Origin of the sequence: Streptomyces sp. CGMCC 4.7035 (genome assembly GCF_031583065.1) — a bacterium.
Lineage (GTDB): Bacteria > Actinomycetota > Actinomycetes > Streptomycetales > Streptomycetaceae > Streptomyces > Streptomyces yaanensis.
This window is the reverse complement of record NZ_CP134053.1, coordinates 968,071-987,514: the sequence shown is the minus strand read 5'-3', so window position 1 is coordinate 987,514 and position 19,444 is coordinate 968,071. Positions and strand designations below refer to the sequence as shown.

Annotated in this window: 13 protein-coding genes; 3 read left to right on the top strand and 10 right to left on the bottom strand. The window is 71.8% G+C overall.

Translation table 11 applies throughout. The features are described 5' to 3' along the window. Positions 1-11 precede the first annotated feature (11 nt). From Q2K21_RS03930 to Q2K21_RS03920, 3 genes are all read right to left on the bottom strand, one after another. Complete coding sequence (locus tag Q2K21_RS03930; RefSeq protein WP_310765376.1) at positions 12-542, bottom strand: DoxX family protein; 531 nt, start codon at positions 540-542, stop codon at positions 12-14. A 168-nt stretch (positions 543-710) separates the two neighbouring features. Further along, entirely contained in the window at positions 711-2,000 is a 1,290-nt protein-coding gene (locus Q2K21_RS03925) for a hypothetical protein (protein ID WP_310765373.1), read from the bottom strand. 272 nt (positions 2,001-2,272) lie between these two features. After that, positions 2,273-3,067: a class II aldolase/adducin family protein gene (locus Q2K21_RS03920; RefSeq protein ID WP_310765371.1), complete on the bottom strand. Its 795-nt coding sequence runs from the start codon at positions 3,065-3,067 to the stop codon at positions 2,273-2,275. Between the two features lie 138 nt (positions 3,068-3,205). Here Q2K21_RS03920 and Q2K21_RS03915 point away from each other — a divergent pair, with 138 nt between their 5' ends. Beyond that, positions 3,206-3,679, top strand: coding sequence for a pyridoxamine 5'-phosphate oxidase family protein (locus tag Q2K21_RS03915; RefSeq protein WP_310765369.1), 474 nt, complete (start codon positions 3,206-3,208; stop codon positions 3,677-3,679). An 18-nt stretch (positions 3,680-3,697) separates the two neighbouring features. On the opposite strand, the gene guaA is transcribed toward Q2K21_RS03915, so the two are convergent. Beyond that, positions 3,698-5,278, bottom strand: coding sequence for a glutamine-hydrolyzing GMP synthase (gene guaA, locus Q2K21_RS03910; protein WP_310765367.1), 1,581 nt, complete (start codon positions 5,276-5,278; stop codon positions 3,698-3,700). Positions 5,279-5,694: 416 nt separating this feature from the next. On the opposite strand from guaA, the gene Q2K21_RS03905 reads away from it, so the two are divergent. Then, a complete protein-coding gene (locus Q2K21_RS03905; protein ID WP_310765365.1) occupies positions 5,695-5,997 on the top strand; it encodes a chorismate mutase in 303 nt (100 codons plus the stop codon). A gap of 727 nt (positions 5,998-6,724) precedes the next feature. Here Q2K21_RS03905 and Q2K21_RS03900 read toward each other — a convergent pair. Beyond that, on the bottom strand, positions 6,725-7,840 hold the full coding sequence (locus Q2K21_RS03900; protein ID WP_310765362.1) for a hypothetical protein: 1,116 nt from the start codon (positions 7,838-7,840) through the stop codon (positions 6,725-6,727). A gap of 219 nt (positions 7,841-8,059) precedes the next feature. Here Q2K21_RS03900 and Q2K21_RS03895 point away from each other — a divergent pair, with 219 nt between their 5' ends. Continuing rightward, complete coding sequence (locus Q2K21_RS03895; protein WP_310765359.1) at positions 8,060-9,061, top strand: LPXTG cell wall anchor domain-containing protein; 1,002 nt, start codon at positions 8,060-8,062, stop codon at positions 9,059-9,061. A 198-nt stretch (positions 9,062-9,259) separates the two neighbouring features. Here Q2K21_RS03895 and Q2K21_RS03890 read toward each other — a convergent pair whose 3' ends face one another. The 5 genes from Q2K21_RS03890 to Q2K21_RS03870 all read right to left on the bottom strand — a co-directional run bounded on the left by Q2K21_RS03890 (position 9,260) and on the right by Q2K21_RS03870 (position 19,374). Then, positions 9,260-11,095: a GMC family oxidoreductase N-terminal domain-containing protein gene (locus Q2K21_RS03890; protein ID WP_386277170.1), complete on the bottom strand. Its 1,836-nt coding sequence runs from the start codon at positions 11,093-11,095 to the stop codon at positions 9,260-9,262. 29 nt (positions 11,096-11,124) lie between these two features. Then, positions 11,125-12,765, bottom strand: a complete 1,641-nt coding sequence (locus Q2K21_RS03885) for a succinic semialdehyde dehydrogenase (RefSeq protein ID WP_310765356.1) — start codon at positions 12,763-12,765, stop codon at positions 11,125-11,127. 205 nt (positions 12,766-12,970) lie between these two features. Further along, a complete protein-coding gene (locus Q2K21_RS03880; RefSeq protein ID WP_310765352.1) occupies positions 12,971-14,623 on the bottom strand; it encodes a protein kinase domain-containing protein in 1,653 nt (550 codons plus the stop codon). 96 nt (positions 14,624-14,719) lie between these two features. Continuing rightward, positions 14,720-16,366, bottom strand: coding sequence for a serine/threonine-protein kinase (locus Q2K21_RS03875; protein ID WP_310780603.1), 1,647 nt, complete (start codon positions 16,364-16,366; stop codon positions 14,720-14,722). 182 nt (positions 16,367-16,548) lie between these two features. Beyond that, complete coding sequence (locus tag Q2K21_RS03870) at positions 16,549-19,374, bottom strand: protein kinase (protein WP_310765349.1); 2,826 nt, start codon at positions 19,372-19,374, stop codon at positions 16,549-16,551. Positions 19,375-19,444: the final 70 nt, after the last annotated feature.

The window sequence follows — 19,444 nt, the reverse complement described above, 5'->3', positions numbered from 1 at the left end:
CGCGCCCCGGTCTACCGGTACCCGCCCGCGCGTTGCCGTCGGCGGGCGCGGAGGACGGCGTCCAGGGAGAGGACCGGGGTGCCGGCGAGGACCAGGGGCAGCCAGGCCATGAGGTAGGCGAGGTCGTTGCCGTAGTAGTAGGGGCTGGAGGCCCAGCTCACGGTCAGCCACAGGCTCAGCGAGATCAGCGCGCCACCGAGCGCGGCGAGGCGGCCCAGCAGGCCGATCAGTGTGCCGATGCCGACGGCCAGTTCACCGAGGGCGATGGCGTAGCCGAAGCCGACGGGGCTCTTCAGCGCGAGGTCGACCAAGGCGGGGATCGCCGACGAGTCGCGCACGGTACGCATCAGGTCACCGATCGACCCGGAGCCGGAGTCGTGCATGAAGGCGCTGCTAGTGAGCTTGTCCAGGCCCGCGTAGATGAAGGTGACGCCCAGGAAGACGCGCAGGGGAAGCAGGGCGTACCGAGTGGCGGTGTCCCGCCAGCTCCGGCCCTCGTCGAGATAGGAGGTGTGGGAGTCCGTGCGAATGCCATGAGTCATCGTGTCCGCCGCCTCTCGCCCGCCGTGCCGTTGACGCCTCAACAGACCATACGTACGAAAGGGGGCACCCGCTCAAGCGCTGCGCGCCCACTTTCCTCGGTTCCCTTCCCCGCGGGCCGCCTCCCCAGACCTCCTTTGGCCTGAACGGCCCCCGACTTGAACCAGACCTCAGTCCGTCACATCGATCGCCACCCGGTTGGTCTCCACCCCCGCCGCCGTCACCACCTGGACCTCCACCCTGCCCGGCTCCACATCCGCCGGCACCGGGACCGTCAGGAGCGTGTCCGTCGGGTTGCTGAAGCCGCCGGGGACCGGGACCAGGGGGACATGGACATGGACCGCTCCTATGCGGACCACCATCCGGGACAGCCGGTCCGCAGTCTGGGCGCCCGGCGGGACGAACCCCGCGCCGCGGATCTCGACGTCGTCGCCCGTACGGATCGGCGCGTCCAGGTCGCCCGCCTCCCGCGCCCGCACCACCGAGAGGACCACCGGACGGCCGCCCTCCGCGTACTTTCCGGCGAGGTAGGTGGCCGCCGAGACGAGCATCAGTACCGCGAGACCCCAGGGCAGATCGGGCAGTTGGTCGGGGCGGCGGGCCAGCCGTACCACCGCGAAGAGCAGGGCGACCGCGCTGATCACCACGTACTGCGTGTCCGCGAAGCTGCCCCGCCCGGAGTCGTCCGTCAGCAGGTCCGCCGCCCGCGGCCGGTCGGCGCGTACCTTCTGCAGGCGCTGGCCGAGGACCCGCAGCCCGACCACCCGCCGCACCAGTACCGCGATTCCGCACACCACCGCGATCACGGTCACCACGCCCACGCCACGCACGAGGTCGAGCCCGGCGATCAGCGCGTCGCGCCTGCCAGGCCCGGAAGCCGCGGCCAGTTCGCCGACCAGCACCAGCACCGCGTACACCGCGAACAGCACCCAACTCGCCGCCACCGCACGGGAGGTCGACAGCCGGTTGTCCTCCCCGATGACGGGCGCGAGCGCCCCGCCGCGCGCCCGGTGCAGATACGCGGCGGCGGTCAGCGACCCGCCCACCAGCGCCGCCGCGACCAGCCCGGCCGTCCGCGCCACGGTCCATCCCGCGCCGATCGCCGTCAGCGCCTGCGTCAGCAGCAGGACACCCACCGCGCCCCACACCACGACCGCCGTATGCCGCCACAGCCGGCCCAGCCAGGCCTCACCGTCGGCGCGGCTGCGCTCGGCCACGAGGTCCGCGGACTGGGTCAGCTCCTCGGACACCCACTGGCGGGACGCGGACACGGAGTGCGCGACCGCCGCGGGCAGCCCCCGCCCGGACGCGAACTCCTCCCGCTTCGCCAGGAATTCGGCGACCGCCCGCCGGTGCCCCTCACGCGCGCCGTGCGGGCAGTCCCCGCAGGTGCAGCCACCCTCGTGCGCACCCGGACCGCTCCCACGCCCCGCGCCCTGCCTCGCCTCCTGCACCGCCACGCCCGCTGCCGCCTTCCCCGCGCCAGATCACCAAGCCGCACCCGCCACCGCAACTTCCGGGCGACGACAGCGAATTGTGCCGTACGGAACACACCTCGCGTTCGCCAGGTGCGGTCAGGGCGGGTGAAAGCACCAACCCCGGGGTTGACCGGCGTCGAAAACGCGCCGGCCGCGGGAGTCGGGCAAGCTCCACCGGAGGGCGTCCTCACGGACAAGGAGTCCGCGGCCACGAAGGCGGTCCGCGCGGCTTCCGACCGCGCCGGGTGCCGACGTCAGCTCAGCAGGTCCGGTTCGCTCCGGCTGATGTCCTGCCACAAGGGCTGGTAGTTGATCCACGCCACCAGGTCCCCGCCCAGCTGCTCCCGCGTGGCCACCGCCTGCTTGTGGTCGATCAGGACCGGACGCCCCGCCGCCTTGGCGGTCAGCTGTACCTGGCAGGAGCGTTCCATCGAGAGGAACCACCAGGCCGCCGCGTCCACCGAGTCGCCGACCGTCAGCAGCCCGTGGTTGCGCAGGACGAGCGCCTTGCGGCTGCCGAGCGCGGTCGCGATCCGGCGGCCCTCCTCGGCGTCCACGGCGACGCCCGTGTAGGCGTCGTACAGAGCGTGGTCCTCGTAAAAGGCGCAGCTCTCCTGAGTGATCGGATCCAGCAGGTCGCCGAGTGCGGACAGGGCGCGTCCGTGCACGGAGTGGCAGTGGGCGACGGCCACGACGTCCGGGCGGGCGGCGTGGACCTGGGCGTGCACGGTGAATGCCGCCTGGTTCACGTGGTAACGGCCCTGGATCACCTGCCCGTCCTGGTTGGCCAGCACCAGATCGCTCACGGTGACGTGCTTGAACGGCATCCCGAACGGGTTGACCCAGAAACAGTCGGTGAACTCGGGGTCGCGGGCGGTGATGTGCCCGGAGACACCGTCCTCGAAGCCGAGCCGTCCGAACAGCCGCAGCGCTCCGGCCAGCCGCTCCTTGCGATGCCGCCGCTCGTCGTCCGGCGATTCGTGCATCGGCGGCATGGCGAAGTGCAGCCGATCCGTGGGCAGGGGCAGCGGCGGGGTCGGCCCGTGCATGTGTCCTCCAGCACTGGGTTGCTTTACGGGGCGGAAGTTACCGTCGGTCAGCTCAGGAGGACAGAGCTCTTTTGTAAAGATGACGCACGCAACCGATACCGGACAGAAGACGTCGGGTATCGGCGCGAGACTCGCCGTATGGCATCGAACTGGGCAGCTTTCACCACCGCGGAACCGGCGCTCGCGAAGACCGTCGAGGAACGCTTCGCGGCCTTCTCTCATCACGTCGTCGCCACCCTCCGCAAGGACGGCTCGCCGCGCACCACCGGTCTAGAGGTGCGCTTCCTGAACGGCGAGTTGTGGCTCGGCATGATGCCGGGCTCGCTCAAGGCGCTCGACCTGCGCCGCGACCCGCGCTTCGCGCTACAGGCGAATCCGGGGCCGGGGACCGGGATGGGCGGCGGTGACGTGCGGATCAGCGGGCGGGCGATCGAGGTGGAGGACGCCGCGACGAAGGCCGCGTATGTGAAAGAGGTGGAACCGCCGCAGCCGTTCCACCTCTTCCGCACCGAGCTGACGGAGGTCGTACGGACCTACGTCGAGGACGACACGTATCTGGTCGTCGAGATCTGGAAGCCCGGAGAGCCGGTGCGGACTCTCAAGCGGACCTGACCTTCACGAACGGGAGAACTACTCCCACTCGATGGTGCCCGGGGGCTTCGAGGTCACGTCGAGGACGACGCGGTTGACGTCGCTGACCTCGTTCGTGATGCGGGTGGAGATCTTCGCGAGCACGTCGTACGGCAGACGCGACCAGTCGGCGGTCATGGCGTCCTCGGACGAGACCGGGCGCAGGACGATCGGATGGCCGTACGTCCGGCCGTCGCCCTGGACGCCGACGCTGCGGACGTCCGCGAGCAGGACCACCGGACACTGCCAGATGTCACGGTCGAGACCGGCCGCCGTCAGCTCCTCGCGGGCGATGGCGTCGGCCTCGCGGAGCAGGTCGAGCCGCTCCTTGGTCACCTCGCCGACGATCCGGATACCCAGGCCGGGGCCGGGGAACGGCTGGCGCTGGACGATCTCCTCCGGCAGGCCGAGCTCCTGGCCGACCATGCGGACCTCGTCCTTGAAGAGCTTGCGGAGCGGCTCGATGAGCTTGAACTCCAGGTCCTCGGGGAGGCCGCCCACGTTGTGGTGGGACTTGATGTTGGCCGTGCCGGTACCGCCACCGGACTCGACCACGTCCGGGTAGAGGGTGCCCTGGACGAGGAACTCCACCGCGGGACCCTCGTCCGCGATGATCTCCGCCTGGGCCTGCTCGAAGACGCGGATGAACTCGCGGCCGATGATCTTCCGCTTCTCCTCGGGGTCGGAGACCCCCGCGAGCGCCTTGAGGAACCGCTCCTCCGCGTCGACGACCTTCAGCTGTACGCCGGTGGCCGCGACGAAGTCCTTCTCGACCTGCTCGGTCTCGTCCTTGCGCATCAGACCGTGGTCGACGTACACGCAGGTCAGCTGGGAGCCGATGGCCTTCTGGACCAGCGCGGCGGCCACGGCGGAGTCCACACCGCCGGACAGGCCGCAGATGGCGCGCTTGTCGCCGACCAGCTCGCGGATCGCCTCGACCTGCTCCTCGATCACGTTGCCCGTGGTCCAGGTCGGGGACAGGCCCGCGCCCCGGTAGAGGAAGTGCTCCAGCACCTGCTGGCCGTGCGTGGAGTGCATGACCTCGGGGTGGTACTGGACGCCGTACAGCTTCTGCTCGTCGTTCTCGAAGGCGGCGACCGGGACGACGTCCGTGGACGCCGTGACGGTGAAGCCCTCGGGGGCGGCGGAGCAGGCGTCGCCGTGGGACATCCAGACCGCCTGCTCGTCCGGGGTGCCCTCGAAGAGGGTGGAGGACGGCCTGGAGACGTGGAGGTCCGTACGGCCGTACTCACGCGCCCCGGTGTTGTCCACCGTGCCGCCGAGGGCCTGGGCCATCAGCTGGAAGCCGTAGCACATGCCGAAGACGGGGACGCCGGCCTCGAACAGGGAGCGGTCGACGGTCGGGGCGCCCTCCTCGTAGACCGACGAGGGGCCGCCGGAGAGGATGATCGCCGCCGGGTTCTTGGCGAGCATCTCCTCGACCGGCATGGTGCTCGGCACGATCTCGCTGTAGACCCGGGCCTCGCGGACGCGGCGGGCGATGAGCTGGGCGTACTGTGCGCCGAAGTCGACGACCAGGACGGTGTCGGGGGCGGCGGCAGCGGTGGTCGCTGATGACACGGGGTGCCTTCCGGCGGTGGGGCGGGTCTCTGTGCTGACCGATTCTACCGAGGTGGCCGTGGGAACAGTCCCGTCCGCTGGGGGGCTGCCTCCCCCGGCCCCCCGCTACCGGCCTGAACGGCCTCGCCCTCGAACGCCTGACAAGCTGCGACGAACCCCACCCCCGTCTCACCATCCGAACCCGGTTGGCCACCGCCCGCCACCACGGCATACTGGCCCCATGCTCACGCACTCGACGACCTTCGTCTTTACCTATGGCAACCGGCCCGCCGGCTGCCATGGTCGTGCTGCTTGAGCTACTGACAAGCGACTTCCCAGGCGCCCCGGGCCGACATGGTCCGGGGCGCCTGATGTTTGCGGACCATGCCGATCCGGGGCACCTCAGCCCGACACCGACCCCTTTGAGGAGCCCCGGCATGACCGCCACCACCACCGAGCAGACGGCCGCAGAGAAGACCGGCGCCCGCACCCCCGAGGCCGCCGATGTGATCACCGGCGCCCGCGAACGCATCGACACCCTCGACGACCGCATCATCGGCCTCATCCAGGAGCGCATGGCGGTATCCGCCGTCATCCAGGAGGCCCGTATCTCCTCCGGCGGCCGCCGGGTGAACCTCTCCCGCGAGATGGAGGTCCTCGGTCACTACAGGGAGGCCCTCGGCAAGCCCGGTACGGCCCTCGCGATGACCTTGCTGGAGCTGTGCCGGGGCCGGGTCTGACGGCCGGCGGGGGCCCTCGCACGGCGGGCGTCGTGCGACGGGCGTCCAGTGCACCCACGTTCGTATGCCCTCTCACCCGTACGGCGCGTGACCGGGGCCGTACGGGGTTCGTTGGTCCGGTTGTCCGTGCCAGCCAGGGGCGGGCCCGAAAGAACCACGCGTGGCTCCGCTGGGGCGATGAGGCGTACGGATCGTGCTGTGCGCCGTGGGACCTCGCTCCAGGGTTGTGACCGGACGGCAGGGGACAGCAGCCCGGTCACCCAACAGAACGGTCGGCTCCGGGGACGCCCGGGGCCGACCGGCGGAACCTGTTCAGAGGTGGTCGAAACGGTTGCGGAGGCCGTGACCCATCCAGCACGATGCGAAGAACAGCCCGCCGACGGCAGCAGTACGGACGACCGGACAGCTCCCACCCCTTGAGCCCCGGCAGACAACTGCATCGCTCCCTCACCGAACCGACCGCCATGGCCGGCTCCCCGCGCGCTCCCCGAGTGCGCCGGGCGTACCACCGGCGGTCACGCAGGCAAGCGGCGCAACCCCCCGGCGCCGCTCCCAGGCACCGGCGCTGCCCTGACGTCGGTGCTGACGGAGAAGGGTCCCGCGGAACCTCCCCCGACCTCTCGGCTCAGCCCGATCGGGGGATCCCCCGCCGCGGGGCCCTTCGCTTGCCGTTCGGCCGTTCCTCAGGTCCGTGACGGCCGTTCCTCAGGTCCGCGACGGCCGTTCCTCAGGTCCGTGATGCGGTCCCGCACGTCGCGTCGTCCCCCTGGCGGAGATCACGGCTGCGGTCGTACGGGTCCGTCGTCGGGCCGCTCGGTGCGGCGCCCGTGGGGCCCGTCGAGGAGAACTCGGGGTGCAGAAAGCCGTCGTGGACGCCGCAGGCCGAGTTGCCCGTGGACTCGTCGTAACGGACGAGCTGGAGTCTGCCCGGCGTGACCCCGTACTTCGTGGGGTCGACCAGCTCGGTCTCGATGACGCGGCGCACGATCGTGCGGGCCACTTCCTTCGAGCCGCCGCGGGACAGCGCGTAGACGAAGGTGTAGTCGGCGTGGACGCGGAGCAAGGCGTCCTCACCGCGGGCGAAGGTGATCCGGCCGCGGACCTTCACGACCTTGCCCACGAGCCGTACCTCGCGGGGATCGAAGCGGGTGAAGAGCAGCAGGGGGTCGTACTTCTCGTCCGGGGCGGCGAGCGACCACTTGAGCTCGTCGACAACGTGCGGCTGCTTCGGGTCCAGCACGCCCAGCGCCGCCGTGGGGCGCGCGCCGAGCAGGGTCTTCGGGTTGAGGTTCGCGTCGACCAGCAGGGTCTTCGTCTGCCGCAGGGCGGTGGCCACCTGTGCCTTCGTCAGTGAACCGACCGGCTCGGCCGGGGGCAGCACGATCCCGGCCTCGCCGTCGCCCCAGTGCAGGGCCGGGGAGCCGGCGAAGGGGCGGTCGAGGGTGGGGGTGTCCGGGTTTGCGGCGGAGGGCGGCGCGGTGGGGCGCGCGGTCTCGACCGGCATCGGCGACGTGTCCGCGTCCGCGCCTGGGCGGGAGCCGAACGGGTCGCCGGGTATCAGCGACGGTTTCATGGCCACGACGGCGACCGCGAGGGCGAGGAGCAGACCGAGCACCGTCCCCACGCGGCGGCGTGACCGCCGACCGGACGGGACCGGCGGGGCGCGCCAGCCGTCGGGGCGTACGCCCTGCGCGTCCTGCTGCCGCAACCGACTGGTCACCATGCGCGCCCGCGCGGACGGTTCCTTGGGCGCGGAGGCGCGGATGTCGCGCTCGCTGTCGCGGGCGAACTGCTCCCAGACCTCGTCGGGGATGGAGGATTCCTCGGGGTGCTGGTCGGACACGAAGGAGTTTTACGGGAGCACGTGGTGGTTCACAAGGCATTTATGCGTGTGACTCAGATCACATAAGCATCCTGTGAATAGAGGGCAACCGTTCACAGGTTTCACGGGTCACAGCTGGCGAATCAAGGGCCACGCCCGCGCCCCACACGCACGCGGAGGCCTCCCCCCCCCCCCAGCCGTGCCGCGTCGCCGCGGCACACCGGACTTTTCGAGGTCTTCATGAAGCTCCGCCGTGTCCTGGCCGCTTCGGCGGCGACGGCCGCTCTGGCCCCGCTGGCACTGCTGTCCGCGCCGACCGCGTTCGCGGAGGACCCGTCGTCCTCTCCCTCCAGCTCCGTCTCCGCGACCGAGACCGCGGCGACACAGTCGCCGACCAGCCCCGCACCCGAGACCGGTATCACGACGACTCCCGCCGGCACCGAGTCCACGACGCCGTCCTCTTCGGCTTCGGCGCCCTTGGCCCCCGTGGCCAAGCCGTCGAAGTCGGCCACCACGTCGGCCACGCCGAGCGGCAGCGCCGAGCCGACCGATGAGCCCTCGGGCGACTGCACGGACCAGGATTCCGACTACAAGTCGAAGCTGGACGCCAAGCTGACCGGCCTGCCCGGCAAGATCGCGGTCGGCAGCGGCTGGCACCCGTTCACGCTCAAGGTCACGAACCCGACGAAGAGCACCCTCAAGGACGTCATCTTCTACGCCGGCGTCGGCCCGGCCGACGAGGACGCGGAGAACCCGTTCAAGCCCAGCCAGGTCCAGCTCCAGGCGAAGGTCGACGGCGCGTGGGTCGACGTCGAGGACGAGGGCTACTCCTTCGGCTACCTCGAACTCTCCGACATCGACGCCGGCAGGACGGTCGACTACCAGCTCCGTCTGAACGTGAAGGCCGACGCTCCGATCGGCGCCGGTCTGACCGTCGGCGGCGGCGTGTACTTCGACGAGGAGGAGAACTGCGTCGGCGCCGGCCAGGCCGGTTACATCGTCGAGATCGTCAAGTCCGGTACGGACACGGGCGGCACCAGGCCCCAGGAGGGCGGCAAGGTCCCGCTTCCCACCACCAAGCCGAACAGCGCCAACACCCAGCTGGTGACCGGCAGCCTCGCCTCCACCGGTTCCTCCTCAGCGCTCCCGACCATCGCCCTCGTCGGCGGTGTCGCCGTCATCGTCGGTGGCGGTGCGGTGTTCGCGGTGCGGCGCCGGAAGACGGGTGGCCAGGCCGCGTAAGGCGCCGCCACTCGCACGCAGAACTGCGTCAGGCGCCCCGCGCCTCGCACAAAGAAGAAGGACCTGGGCTCGGAGGGGGGCACAGGTCCTTCTTCTGTGCGTGCTGCCTTTCCCTGTGCGTGCTGCCTTTCCCTGTGCGTGCTGCCTTTCCCTGTGCACGCTGCTGTTCTCTGTGCACGCTGCTTATCCCCGTGCGCGCTACTGTTCCCGTCGTACCGTCGGCATCCCCAGGAACGGCAGTCGCAGCGCCCCGAACGCCTCCGCCGGCACCGTCGGATGGCGGGGCTCCACCGGCTTGAGACGTTCGTAGGCGGCCCCCTGCGCCGGACGCGGGTCCGCCTCACCCTTGTTGGGCCAGTACGACATCGCGCGCTCGGCCTGCGCGGTGATGGTGAGAGACGGGTTGACACCGAGGTTCGCGGACACCGCCGCGCCGTCGACCACCGAGATGCCGGGGTGGCCGTACAGCCGGTGGTACGGGTCGATCACGCCCGTCTCGCGCGAGGTGCCGATCGGGCAGCCGCCGAGGAAGTGCGCGGTCAGCGGGGTGCCCATCAGTTCGCCGACGTTGCTGCCCGCGAAGCCGTTGATCTCGGCCGCGAGCACGGACGCCGCCTCGGAAGCCGCCCTGATCTGCTTCGGGTTGGGGGCGCCGTGGCCCTGCCGGGCCGTCAGCAGACCCTTTCCCGCACCCTTCGGCTTCAGGTACGTCGTCAGTGAGTTGTCCAGCGACTGCATCACCAGGCCGATGATGGTCCGCTCCGACCAGCGGCGGTTGGAGAGGGAACGGACCATCAGCCACGGGTGCCGCGCCGCGTTCGCCAGCCAGGCCAGGGCGCGCGAGGAGCCCTCCGCGTACGGGACCTGGAGGATCGACAGACCGCCCATCGCGTTCGAGCCCTTGCCGTAGCGGACCGGTTCGATGTGCGTGTTCTCGTCCGGGTGGATCGAGGACGTGATCGCCACGCCCTGTGTGAAGTCGGCCTTCGCCGTGCCGTGCGCCCTGCGGTAACGGCGGTTGTCCGTCTGCGCGCCCACCAGCGCCTCGGAGTTGGTCCGGGTCAGCTCGCCCAGACGGTCGGAGATGTACGGCAGTTGACGGTTCGCTTTCATGCGATGCAGCAGCGTCTGCGTACCGTACGTGCCCGCCGCGATGACGACCCGCCGCGCCTTGAAGGTCCGGCCCTGTCCCCTGCGCTTCGCGTCCGTCGGCAGGGTCGCGACCGCGTACCCGCCCCGCGAGTCGTCCGTGACGGACACGACCGTCGTCATGGGGTGCACGATCGCGCCCGCCTTCTCGGCGAGGTGGAGGTAGTTCTCGTTGAGGGTGTTCTTCGCGCCGTGCCGGCAACCGGTCATGCACTCGCCGCACTCGGTGCACGCCCGCCGGGCGGGCCCGGCACCGCCGAAGTACGGGTCCGGGACCTCTTCACCGGGCCTGGCCCTGGCCGTTCCGTCGGCGTCGTCACCGTCGCCGAAGAAGACGCCGACCGGCGCCATGTGGAAGGTGTCGCCCACGCCCATCCGCTGAGCGGCCGCCTTGAGATGGACGTCCGAGGGCGTCAGGGTCGGGTTGAGCCGCACACCCAGCATGCGCCGCGCCTGGTCGTAGTACGGCTCCAGCTCCTCCTGCCAGTCGGTGATGTCCTTCCACTGCGGATCGTCGAAGAAAGCCTTCGGCGGTACGTAGAGGGTGTTGGCGTAGTTGAGGGAGCCGCCGCCGACTCCCGCGCCCGCGAGCACCATCACGTTGCCCAGCAGGTGGATGCGCTGGATGCCGTACATGCCCAGGGCGGGGGCCCAGAGGTAGTTCTTCAGGTCCCAGGAGTTCTTCGGCAGGGTGTCGCGGGTGAAGCGGCGGCCGGCTTCCAGGACGCCGACGCGGTAGCCCTTCTCGGTCAGCCGCAAGGCGGTGACGGAGCCGCCGAATCCGGAGCCGACCACGATGACGTCGTAGTCGTAGCCCTCGTCGCCCTCGTCGCCTTCGTCGGCCTGGACCTGGGCCTGGGCCTGGACAGACTTCTCCTGTGACACGTGCTCTCCTCGTCGAGAGTGGGTGCTGTCTAGCGAAGGCGCAGCGTCTTCATGACGCGGAGGCTCCGGCTCATGAACGCCGCGTACTTCTCGTCGTCCATGCCGAGCGACGGCGCCATCGGCAGCAGCCTCTGGTGGGCGACGGTCTGGGCCTCGGTGTACTTGAGGATGCCCTCGGAGCCGTGGCGGCGGCCGAGGCCGGAGTCCTTCATGCCGCCCATCGGCGACTGGACGCTGCCGTAGGCGGGCGCGTAGCCCTCGTTGACGTTGACCGTGCCCGTGCGCAGGCGGGAGGCGACCTCGCGGCCGCGTCGGCCGTCCTTCGTCCAGACCGACGAGTTCAGGCCGTACGGGGTGGAGTTGGCGTGCTCGACCGCCTCGTCCTCCGTCTTGAAACGGTAGACCGACACGACCGGGCCGAAGGTCTCCTCCGCGCACACCGACATCGGTGCCGCGACGCCGTCGAGGATGGTGGGCTCGTAGAAGTACGGGCCCACGTCCGGGCGGGCGACTCCGCCGGCCAGCACCTTCGCGCCCTTGGCGACCGCCTCCTCTACGTGCCGGGTCACGGTCTCCAGCTGCCGCTCGCCGACCAGCGAGCCCATGTCGGCGCCGTACGCGAGGGACGTGCCGAGCCGCAGTGCCTTGGTGCGGGCGACGAACCGCTCCAGGAAGGCGTCCGCGATCGACTCGTGGACGTACAACCGCTCGATGGAGATGCAGAGTTGACCCGCCGAGGAGAAGCAGGCGCGCACGGCACCGGCGGCCGCCTTCTCGATGTCGGCGTCCTGAAGGACCAGCATGGCGTTCTTGCCGCCGAGTTCGAGCGAGACGCCGACGAGCCGGGCGGCGGCCCCCTGGGCGACCTCGCGGCCGGTGCGGGTGGAGCCGGTGAAGGAAACGTAGTCGGCGTGCCGGACGACCTCGGGACCGACGACCGGGCCGTCGCCGAGGACGATCTGGAAAACCTCCGTGGGCAGCCCGGCCTCGATCAGCAGGTCGCGTGCCCACAGCGCGGTCAGGCATGTCTCCGTGTCGGGCTTCATCACGACGGCGTTGCCCGCGACGAAGGCGGGGAGCGCGTCGCCGACCGACAGCTCCAGAGGGTAGTTCCAGGGGGCGATCTGGCCGACGACACCGCGCGGGTGGCGCAGTTCGGTGACGCGCGTGAGCGTCGGTACGGCGCCGGTGTGCCGCTTGGGCTTGAGATACGAGGGCGCCTTGCGGCCGTAGTGCCGGGCCGCGACGGCGACGGCCTGCACCTCCTCGTGGGCGTGGAGGCGGGCCTTGCCGGTCTCCAACTGGATGAGGTCGAGGACCTCGGCCTGGCGGGCGAGCACCAGGTCGTGGAAGCGGAGCAGGACGGCGGCGCGCTGCCGCACCGGGGTCGCGGCCCAGGCGGTCTGGGCGGTGCGGGCCCGCTGGAACGCCTCCGCGACGTCCTCGGGGGTGGACTCGGGCAGGTCGGCCAGCTTCTCACCGGTGAACGGGGTGTGGTTGGCGGTGCGGCCGGAGCCGACCACGCCCTTGGTGAGCTGCGCGACCAGCTCCGGCGTGACCACGTCGACGGCGGTGCGGGTGCCGGCGGGAGCGGGTGCGAGGGGGTTGGTGCCGGCCGTGCCCGTACCGGTCTTGTCGGTGGCCTTCTCCGGGGCCTGCGAGTCCGTCATGAGGCGCAGGGTATGTCGGGGCCGGGCGTTTGGGTACCCGTCGGTAACGCGCTTTCACCGGGCGTCCACATCGCGCCAGTGACCGCTGGCACAAATGCGCTGATCAGGGCGTTGTCAGGAGTCCAGGGGGCACAGCGTGTCGATGTCCAGGTTCGCGATCGCCGTCCTCGCCACCTCGCGGCCGCGTGCCGTGAAGCCGCCCGTTTTACGACGGTACGAACGTGTCCAGCGCCACGTCGAAGTACTCCTTCGCCTCCCGCGCTTTCCCGACCGGCGCCGACACCCACACGTCGTACATCCGGCCGTCCTCCTCCCAGCACAGGTCGTACGTGTGCCGCGGGCCCTCCGTCGTGGTGAAACCGTTCCAGGTGAACTCCCAGAGCGCGGCCCGGTTTCCGTCGTGCGAGGTCTCGGTGACCTGGCCGTCGCGGTAGCCCGGGTTGGTGGCGGGTCCCTCGGCGGCCGCGCGCCGCATCACCGCGAGCGGGCCGCCCGCCTCGGGGCCCGACGGTTTGACGCCGAGACGGAAGGTCTGCCCCGGCGACATGTAGAAGGTCCGCTCGCCCTGCGGAATGCGGGTGAACCCCTCGGGCACGGCGAGCGAGAACCCACCCGGGTCCCGCACCAGCCGATACCCCGAGGGCGCCTTGTGGGCGGTGGCCGAGGCCGACGACGGCGAGCGCGTCACCGTCACCGTGGGGGCGGGAGCGGGCGAGGTCCCCGCGGTCGACGGTTGCGGCGCGCCCGCGCCCACCGATGTCCGGGTCGGTGCCGAACTCGCCGCCGCGCCGCCGCCGTTTTCGTGGTCACGCATCAGCAGCGCCGCCGCCGAGACGCCCGCTCCCGCCATGGCCGCGACGAGGGCGGCCGCGACGAGCCCGCCCCGTGCCGACTGCTTCGCGGTCCGCGGCACGGCGCCCGCCTGCGGTGTCGCGGCCGCGGGGACCTCCCGCGCGGGCTGCGGCACCGCACGCCGGGGCAGGTCCCGCTGCGTCGGCGAGTACCCCACCGGCACCCGCGGCGTACGTCCCTTCTCCAGGAACTCCCGCAGCAGCCGCTCGGCCTCCGCCGCGTCCAGGCGGCGGTCCGGATCCCGCTCCAGCAGCCCTCGTACGACGGGCAGGATCGGCTGCGCCTGCGCGGGCGGACGGATCTCGTCGAAGACCACCGCGTGCAGGATCCCGCCCAACGAGTCGCGGCGGAAGGGCGACTCACCGCTCAGGACGGTGCACAGCAGCGCCCCCAGCGACCAGAGGTCGGATTCGGGGCCCGTCCGGTCGCCGGACATCCGCTCGGGTGCGGTGTACTCGGGGGAACCGACGAAGGAACCGTTCTCGGTGAGTGTCGTGGCGCCCGCGACCTGCGCGATGCCGAAGTCGGTGAGGACGACACGGTCGGTGCCCTCCTCCACCAGGACGTTCGCGGGCTTGAGGTCGCGGTGCAGCACGCCCGCCTCGTGCGCGCGGCGCAACGCGCCCAGCAGGGCGACGCCGATGCGCGCTGCCTCGCGGGCGCCGACCGGGCCGTGCGTGGCGACGCGGTCCGCGAGCGAGCCGCCGTCGATCAGCTCCATGACGATGTAGGGGCGTTCGTCGTGCTCGACGACGTCGTGGACCACGATGATGTGCGGGTGCCGCAACTGCGCGACCGCGCGCGCCTCACGCAGGGTGCGCTCACGCTGCAGCCGGGCCTCCTCCATGGAGAGCGAGGGGTCGATGATGAGTTCCTTGACCGCTACCTGACGGCCCAGCAGCTGATCGGCCGCCCGCCAGACGACGCCCATACCGCCGCGTCCGAGCTTCGCCTCAAGGCGATATCGGCCGGCGATGACCCGGAAGTCGTCCCCCTCGGTCCCCATGTGTCCCATCATGCCGCAGTGATCGGCCGGTCCCACGGCATCCGGTCACCCGCCAGGACGAGCCTGGACGACCGAAATCGCTCTTGCCTCGCCCCGCTACGGCTCTCGCCAGCCCTGCAGCACCGTCTCGAACTGCTCACGCGTAGTGGCCCAGTCCGCCGCGGGCGCGGCCATGTAGATCGCGTACTCGACGCCGTCCCGGGCGATGTACATCTCATCGACGGCTCGGTACGGCCCCGGGAACTTCGTGTCCTTCGCCAGCGCGGTCCATGTGTACTCCCACCGGGAGCCGTCGCGGTCACGGTAGGAGTCGCGCTTCAGGCTCACCTGCTTGTAGTCGACCAACCGCTGGCGCAGCTGCTGGTCCAGGTCAACCTGGTGATCGTACGGGTCGTTGAAGTCCGGTGAACTGTCCACGGCGACGCGAACCAGGTGCTTGCCGTTGTCGGGTGAGTAGTCGATCTGCTGGAGGTTGCCCTTGACGCCGTCAGACGCCTGCCGCTTCCAGCCCTTGGGCAGGACGAGGCTGAAGCCCACCGGATCCTTCACGAGCTGCCAGCCGTCCGGGACGGCGCTCGCGGCCTGCCGGCTCTTGGTGGGCGACGCGGACGGCACCGCGGACGGCGAGGCGGACGGCGAGGCGGAGGAGGACAGAGGGTCGGCGGGGCTCGGGGTGCTCATGTGCTTCCAGACGGGGACCGCCACGCCGACGACCGCGGCCACCGCGAGGACGAGAACGACCGTGCGGCCGTGGCGGCCCTTGCGGCGCGTGGGCGGCGAGGCCGGCGAGGCGGTGGTCCTGGGCTCGGTGCCGCCGGCCGTCTGCGCCTCACGCGCCTGGTGGGCGCGCGGCACGTGCGTGGTCGTGTCCCCGCGGCTCGCCAGGTCCACATGCAGCGTCGGTACGAACTCCTGTGCCGCCTTCGGCCGCCGCCCCTCCGCGGCCTCCGCCAGCATCTGCTCGGCCTGCTCCGCGTGGGGCCGCTGCGCCGGGTCCTTGCACAGCAGTGCCTCGATCACCGGTCCCAGGGCGCCCGCGAACTGCGGGGGCGGGGGCTCCTCCTCGACGACGGCCTGCATGGTCATCAGCGGCGAGGTCCGCCGGAACGCCGACCTGCCCTCCACCGCCGTGTACAGCGTGGCGCCCAGTGCCCACAGGTCGGAGGCGGGACCCGGGTCGTGGCCGCGGAGGCGCTCGGGTGCGAGGTAGTCGACGGACCCGACGATCTCTCCCGTGCGCGTGATCGTCGTGTCGCCCTCGACCTGCGCGATCCCGAAGTCGGTGAGCAGTACGCGTCCGTCGGCGGCGAGCAGAACGTTTCCGGGCTTCACGTCGCGGTGCAGAACCCCCGCGGAGTGCGCGGCGCGGAGTGCGCGCAGCACCCACAGCCCGATGCGCGCGGCCTCGGCGTCCTCAAGGCGTCCGCGTTCCTTGACCGCGTCGGCCAGCGAGCCGCCCTCGACCAGCTCCATCACGATCCACGGCCGGTTGTCGTACTCCAGGACGTCGTGGACCGTGACCACGGCCGGGTGGTTGATGCGTGCGGCGGCCCGCGCCTCGGCGTGGGTCCGGGCCAACAGTACGGCGCGGTCACTCTCCGTGACGTACAACGCGGCGGTCAGTTCCTTGATGGCCACCGGACGGTGCAGCACCTCGTCGTGGGCGCGCCACACCCGGCCCATGCCGCCGCTGCCGATGGATTCGACGAGCCGGTAGCGGCCCGCAAGGAGCAGGCCCTGCATCTGATTCACGTTTCCCCGCAATGCTCTTGACGGGCTCAGACTAAAGAGGGGTCCCCGCACAGGGAATCGGAGGGGGCCGAAACATAACCGCACTGTGACGGTTTTCCTCTCCGCGTACCAGACGGAACCACCGCACACTCAGCGCAATCGGACCTCGCCGCAATCGGTTTCCGGCCGAGCCCTCAGCCGACCGCCTCGTAGCTCTGCTCGGCCTGCTCGAACAGCCGGGTCACCTCGTCGCGTTCGGCCTCCGGACCGCGGACCTGCACCACGTGATAGCGGCCGCCGACGAGGAGGGCGAGGTTGCGCACGAACAGCTCGCGCCCGCTGCCGTCCGTCCAGGTGAACTGTCCCTCGGCCATGGTCCGTCCGCCGACGTCGATGCGCCGCATCCCGCTGGAGGTGGCCCAGGACGAGTCCCGGAACGGCTGAAGTTCGGGCTCGGACTCCCGCTGGTAGGTGAGCGGATCGCTGCCGTTCTTGCTCGTGCTGTCGCGTCCGGGCACCACGATCAGCTCGAAGTCGCCCTGGGAGTAGACGACCTGGCCGCTGCCGTTCTTCGGCGCACGGTCCCAGCCGTTCGCGACGGCGACACGGAATCCCTCGGGGTCCTTGCGCAGGGTGAAGCCCTGGGCGACCTCGCCCTCGCTGGTCTGCGTCTGTGCGGAACCGGCCGGCGGGGAGGGGCTCGTGGAGCTGCCGCGGCCGGGCTGCTGTGCGCTGCCCGTGTCGGACTGCTGCGGGGCGGGACTGACATCCCCGGCGGTGCCGGTGCGTTCCCCCACGGTGCCGCTGCCGCTGCCCTTGCTGGATTCGGCCTTCGGCATGAACACCATGGCGTACGCGATGGCGCCGGCCAGCACGAGCAGGATCAGCAGGAGCAAGGTGCGGCCGAGTCGACGGGGCCGCGGCGGGCGGTCGTCCCTGGCGCGCTTGTGGCGGGCGTGGGTGGCCGCGGGCAGCCCGGCGCGGCGCCGGCGGACCAGCTCGCCGCGACGCCGTACGATCGGCAGCCGACTGGGGTCGACGGGCGGCGCCGCGACGACGTGGGTCCCCGCCTCGGGCTCCGGTGCGGACCGTACGAGGGAGCGCAGCCAGCCGCGCAGCTCCTCGAAGTCGAGGCGCTCGGTCGGGTCCTGACGCAGCAGCGACTCCACGACCGGGCGCAGCGGCCCGCACTCCTCCGCGAAGGCGGGCGGTTCGGAGCAGACGAGCTGGACCAGCTCGACGGTGCTCTCCTCGGGGTACGGCGCATGCCCCTGCACGGCCCGGAAAAGCAGCGCGCCCAGCGCCCAGAGGTCGGTGGCGGGCCCGATCGGGGGCGCCAACTGCCAGTTCTCGTGCACGGGCCCGGCCTGCTCGGGCGCCCACCGCTCGGTGACGGGCCCGACGACGGCCATCCGCGCCTGCCGAGCCCGCTCGGCGGCCAGGGCGGTCGTGGGGCCGCGGTGATTCCAGTGGGTGGCGGGGGCGGCGGCGCCTGCGCCCGGGCCGTGGGGGGTGTCGTCGTACGGATGGGCGGTCACGCCCGCGCCATGGGGAGTGCTCTCGTACGGGTGGGCGGTCACGCCCGCGCCATGGGGAGCGCTCTCGTACGGGTGGGCGGTCACGCCCGCGCCATGGGGAGCGCTCTGGTACGCGCCAGTGCTCGCGCCCGTGCCTGGCGTGCCGTTTCCGTACGGGCCGCCGGCGTTGCCCTGGGGTCCGGGGGCGCCACCGGGCAGTGCGGTGCGGCGCTGGTCGTCGGCGGTGGGTGCTGCCGGGCGTGGTACCGCGCCGTGCCACGACTTCGTACGGTCCACTCCGTACGGGTCGACGATCTGCCCCGGCTGCGGGACGTCGGCGCGGCGCTCCACCCCCTGCCCGGGCGCCTGCGGCGGCGTGGTGGCAGCGTTGTCGGCCGGCCGGGGCGGGGGAAGGGCCGGCCGGGCGCCGCGCTGTTCCTCCTGCACCCGTGCCGCGGCCCGGGCCCCGGCGCGATACGCGGCGATCGCCCCGGCCCGTGCCGCCCGCACATCCCCGGCCGACTCCAGCGCCCGGGGGCCCGTGGCGGGAGCACCGCCGCCGGGTGTACCCCCGGCCGGAGCCGCCCCGTTCGCCCGCGCCTCGATCGCGGCCCGCCGCGCGGCCTCGGGATCCATGCCCTGTCCGGCCCCGCCCACGGAACCGAACGAGCCACCGCCGGCCCCGCCCGGCCCACCGAAACCCTCGCTGCCGGGACCGCCTGAGCCGGCACCCGACGGCCTGGCGGAACCGCCGGAACCCGCGCCCCCGGGTGCTGGTGCGCCGGAGACGGTGACGCCCGCGCCGCCAGGCCCGACGGCCCCGCCCCCGGCCCCGGGCGCGTCCCCGCCCTCGTCAGGCGGCCGCGTGCCGCTCTCGAACTCCCCTGCCGGCACCGGGTCGTACCCGCACAGCGCCTCCTCCGCCGCTCCGGCCGCCAGGCCGGTCAGCATCACGCGGCCGTCGTCGCAGACCAGCACCGTGCGCGCGGTGATGTTCCGGTGCACCCAGCCGTGCGCGTGCAGTACGCGCAGCGCCATGAGGACGTCGGAGGCGACCTCGGCCGCGCGGTAGGGCGTCAGCGGCTGCTCGGCGAGCAGGGCGGCCAGCGGGCGCGCGGCCACCAGCTCGCTGACTATCCACAGAGAACCACCCTCGGCGAACACGTCGAAGACCTGGTCGAGCCGGGGGTGGTCGGGTATCTGCGCGGCGGCCTGCGCCGCCTCGATCGCGCGCCGTACGGCCGGGTCGGTGGGCCGGCGCGTGGCAGCGGGCCGGGCGGAGGCTCCACGGGGCCGTCCGTCACGCGCCACGAACCCCTCGGGCAGCCCGTCCGCGTCGAGCACCTCCGCCTCGACGACCTCGGGCAACGGCACCTGGCGTACGAGGACTTCCTGCCCGCTGTAGGTGTCGAAGGCGCGGGTCTCGGCGAGCTCGTACTCGTCGGAGGGCGGCAGCGGCAGGCGGTAGCGGTCGGCGAGGACCCGTCCCGCGTAGTCGTCCACGATGCCTCCCCCGGCCGCCCGGTTGGTCAATTCCGTTCGCCTTGCGCCCCGTTCTGGATGCGTACGGTCC

Bases quoted from the DNA above. Each gene is read 5' to 3' on its own strand.
- Q2K21_RS03930 (WP_310765376.1), bottom strand. From the start codon at position 542: ATGACTCATGGCATTCGCACGGACTCCCACACCTCCTATCTCGACGAG.
- Q2K21_RS03885 (WP_310765356.1), bottom strand. From the start codon at position 12,765: ATGACGGACTCGCAGGCCCCGGAGAAGGCCACCGACAAGACCGGTACG.
- Q2K21_RS03905 (WP_310765365.1), top strand. From the start codon at position 5,695: ATGACCGCCACCACCACCGAGCAGACGGCCGCAGAGAAGACCGGCGCC.
- Q2K21_RS03880 (WP_310765352.1), bottom strand. From the start codon at position 14,623: ATGGGGACCGAGGGGGACGACTTCCGGGTCATCGCCGGCCGATATCGC.
- Q2K21_RS03895 (WP_310765359.1), top strand. From the start codon at position 8,060: ATGAAGCTCCGCCGTGTCCTGGCCGCTTCGGCGGCGACGGCCGCTCTG.
- Q2K21_RS03915 (WP_310765369.1), top strand. From the start codon at position 3,206: ATGGCATCGAACTGGGCAGCTTTCACCACCGCGGAACCGGCGCTCGCG.
- Q2K21_RS03920 (WP_310765371.1), bottom strand. From the start codon at position 3,067: ATGCACGGGCCGACCCCGCCGCTGCCCCTGCCCACGGATCGGCTGCAC.
- Q2K21_RS03875 (WP_310780603.1), bottom strand. From the start codon at position 16,366: ATGCAGGGCCTGCTCCTTGCGGGCCGCTACCGGCTCGTCGAATCCATC.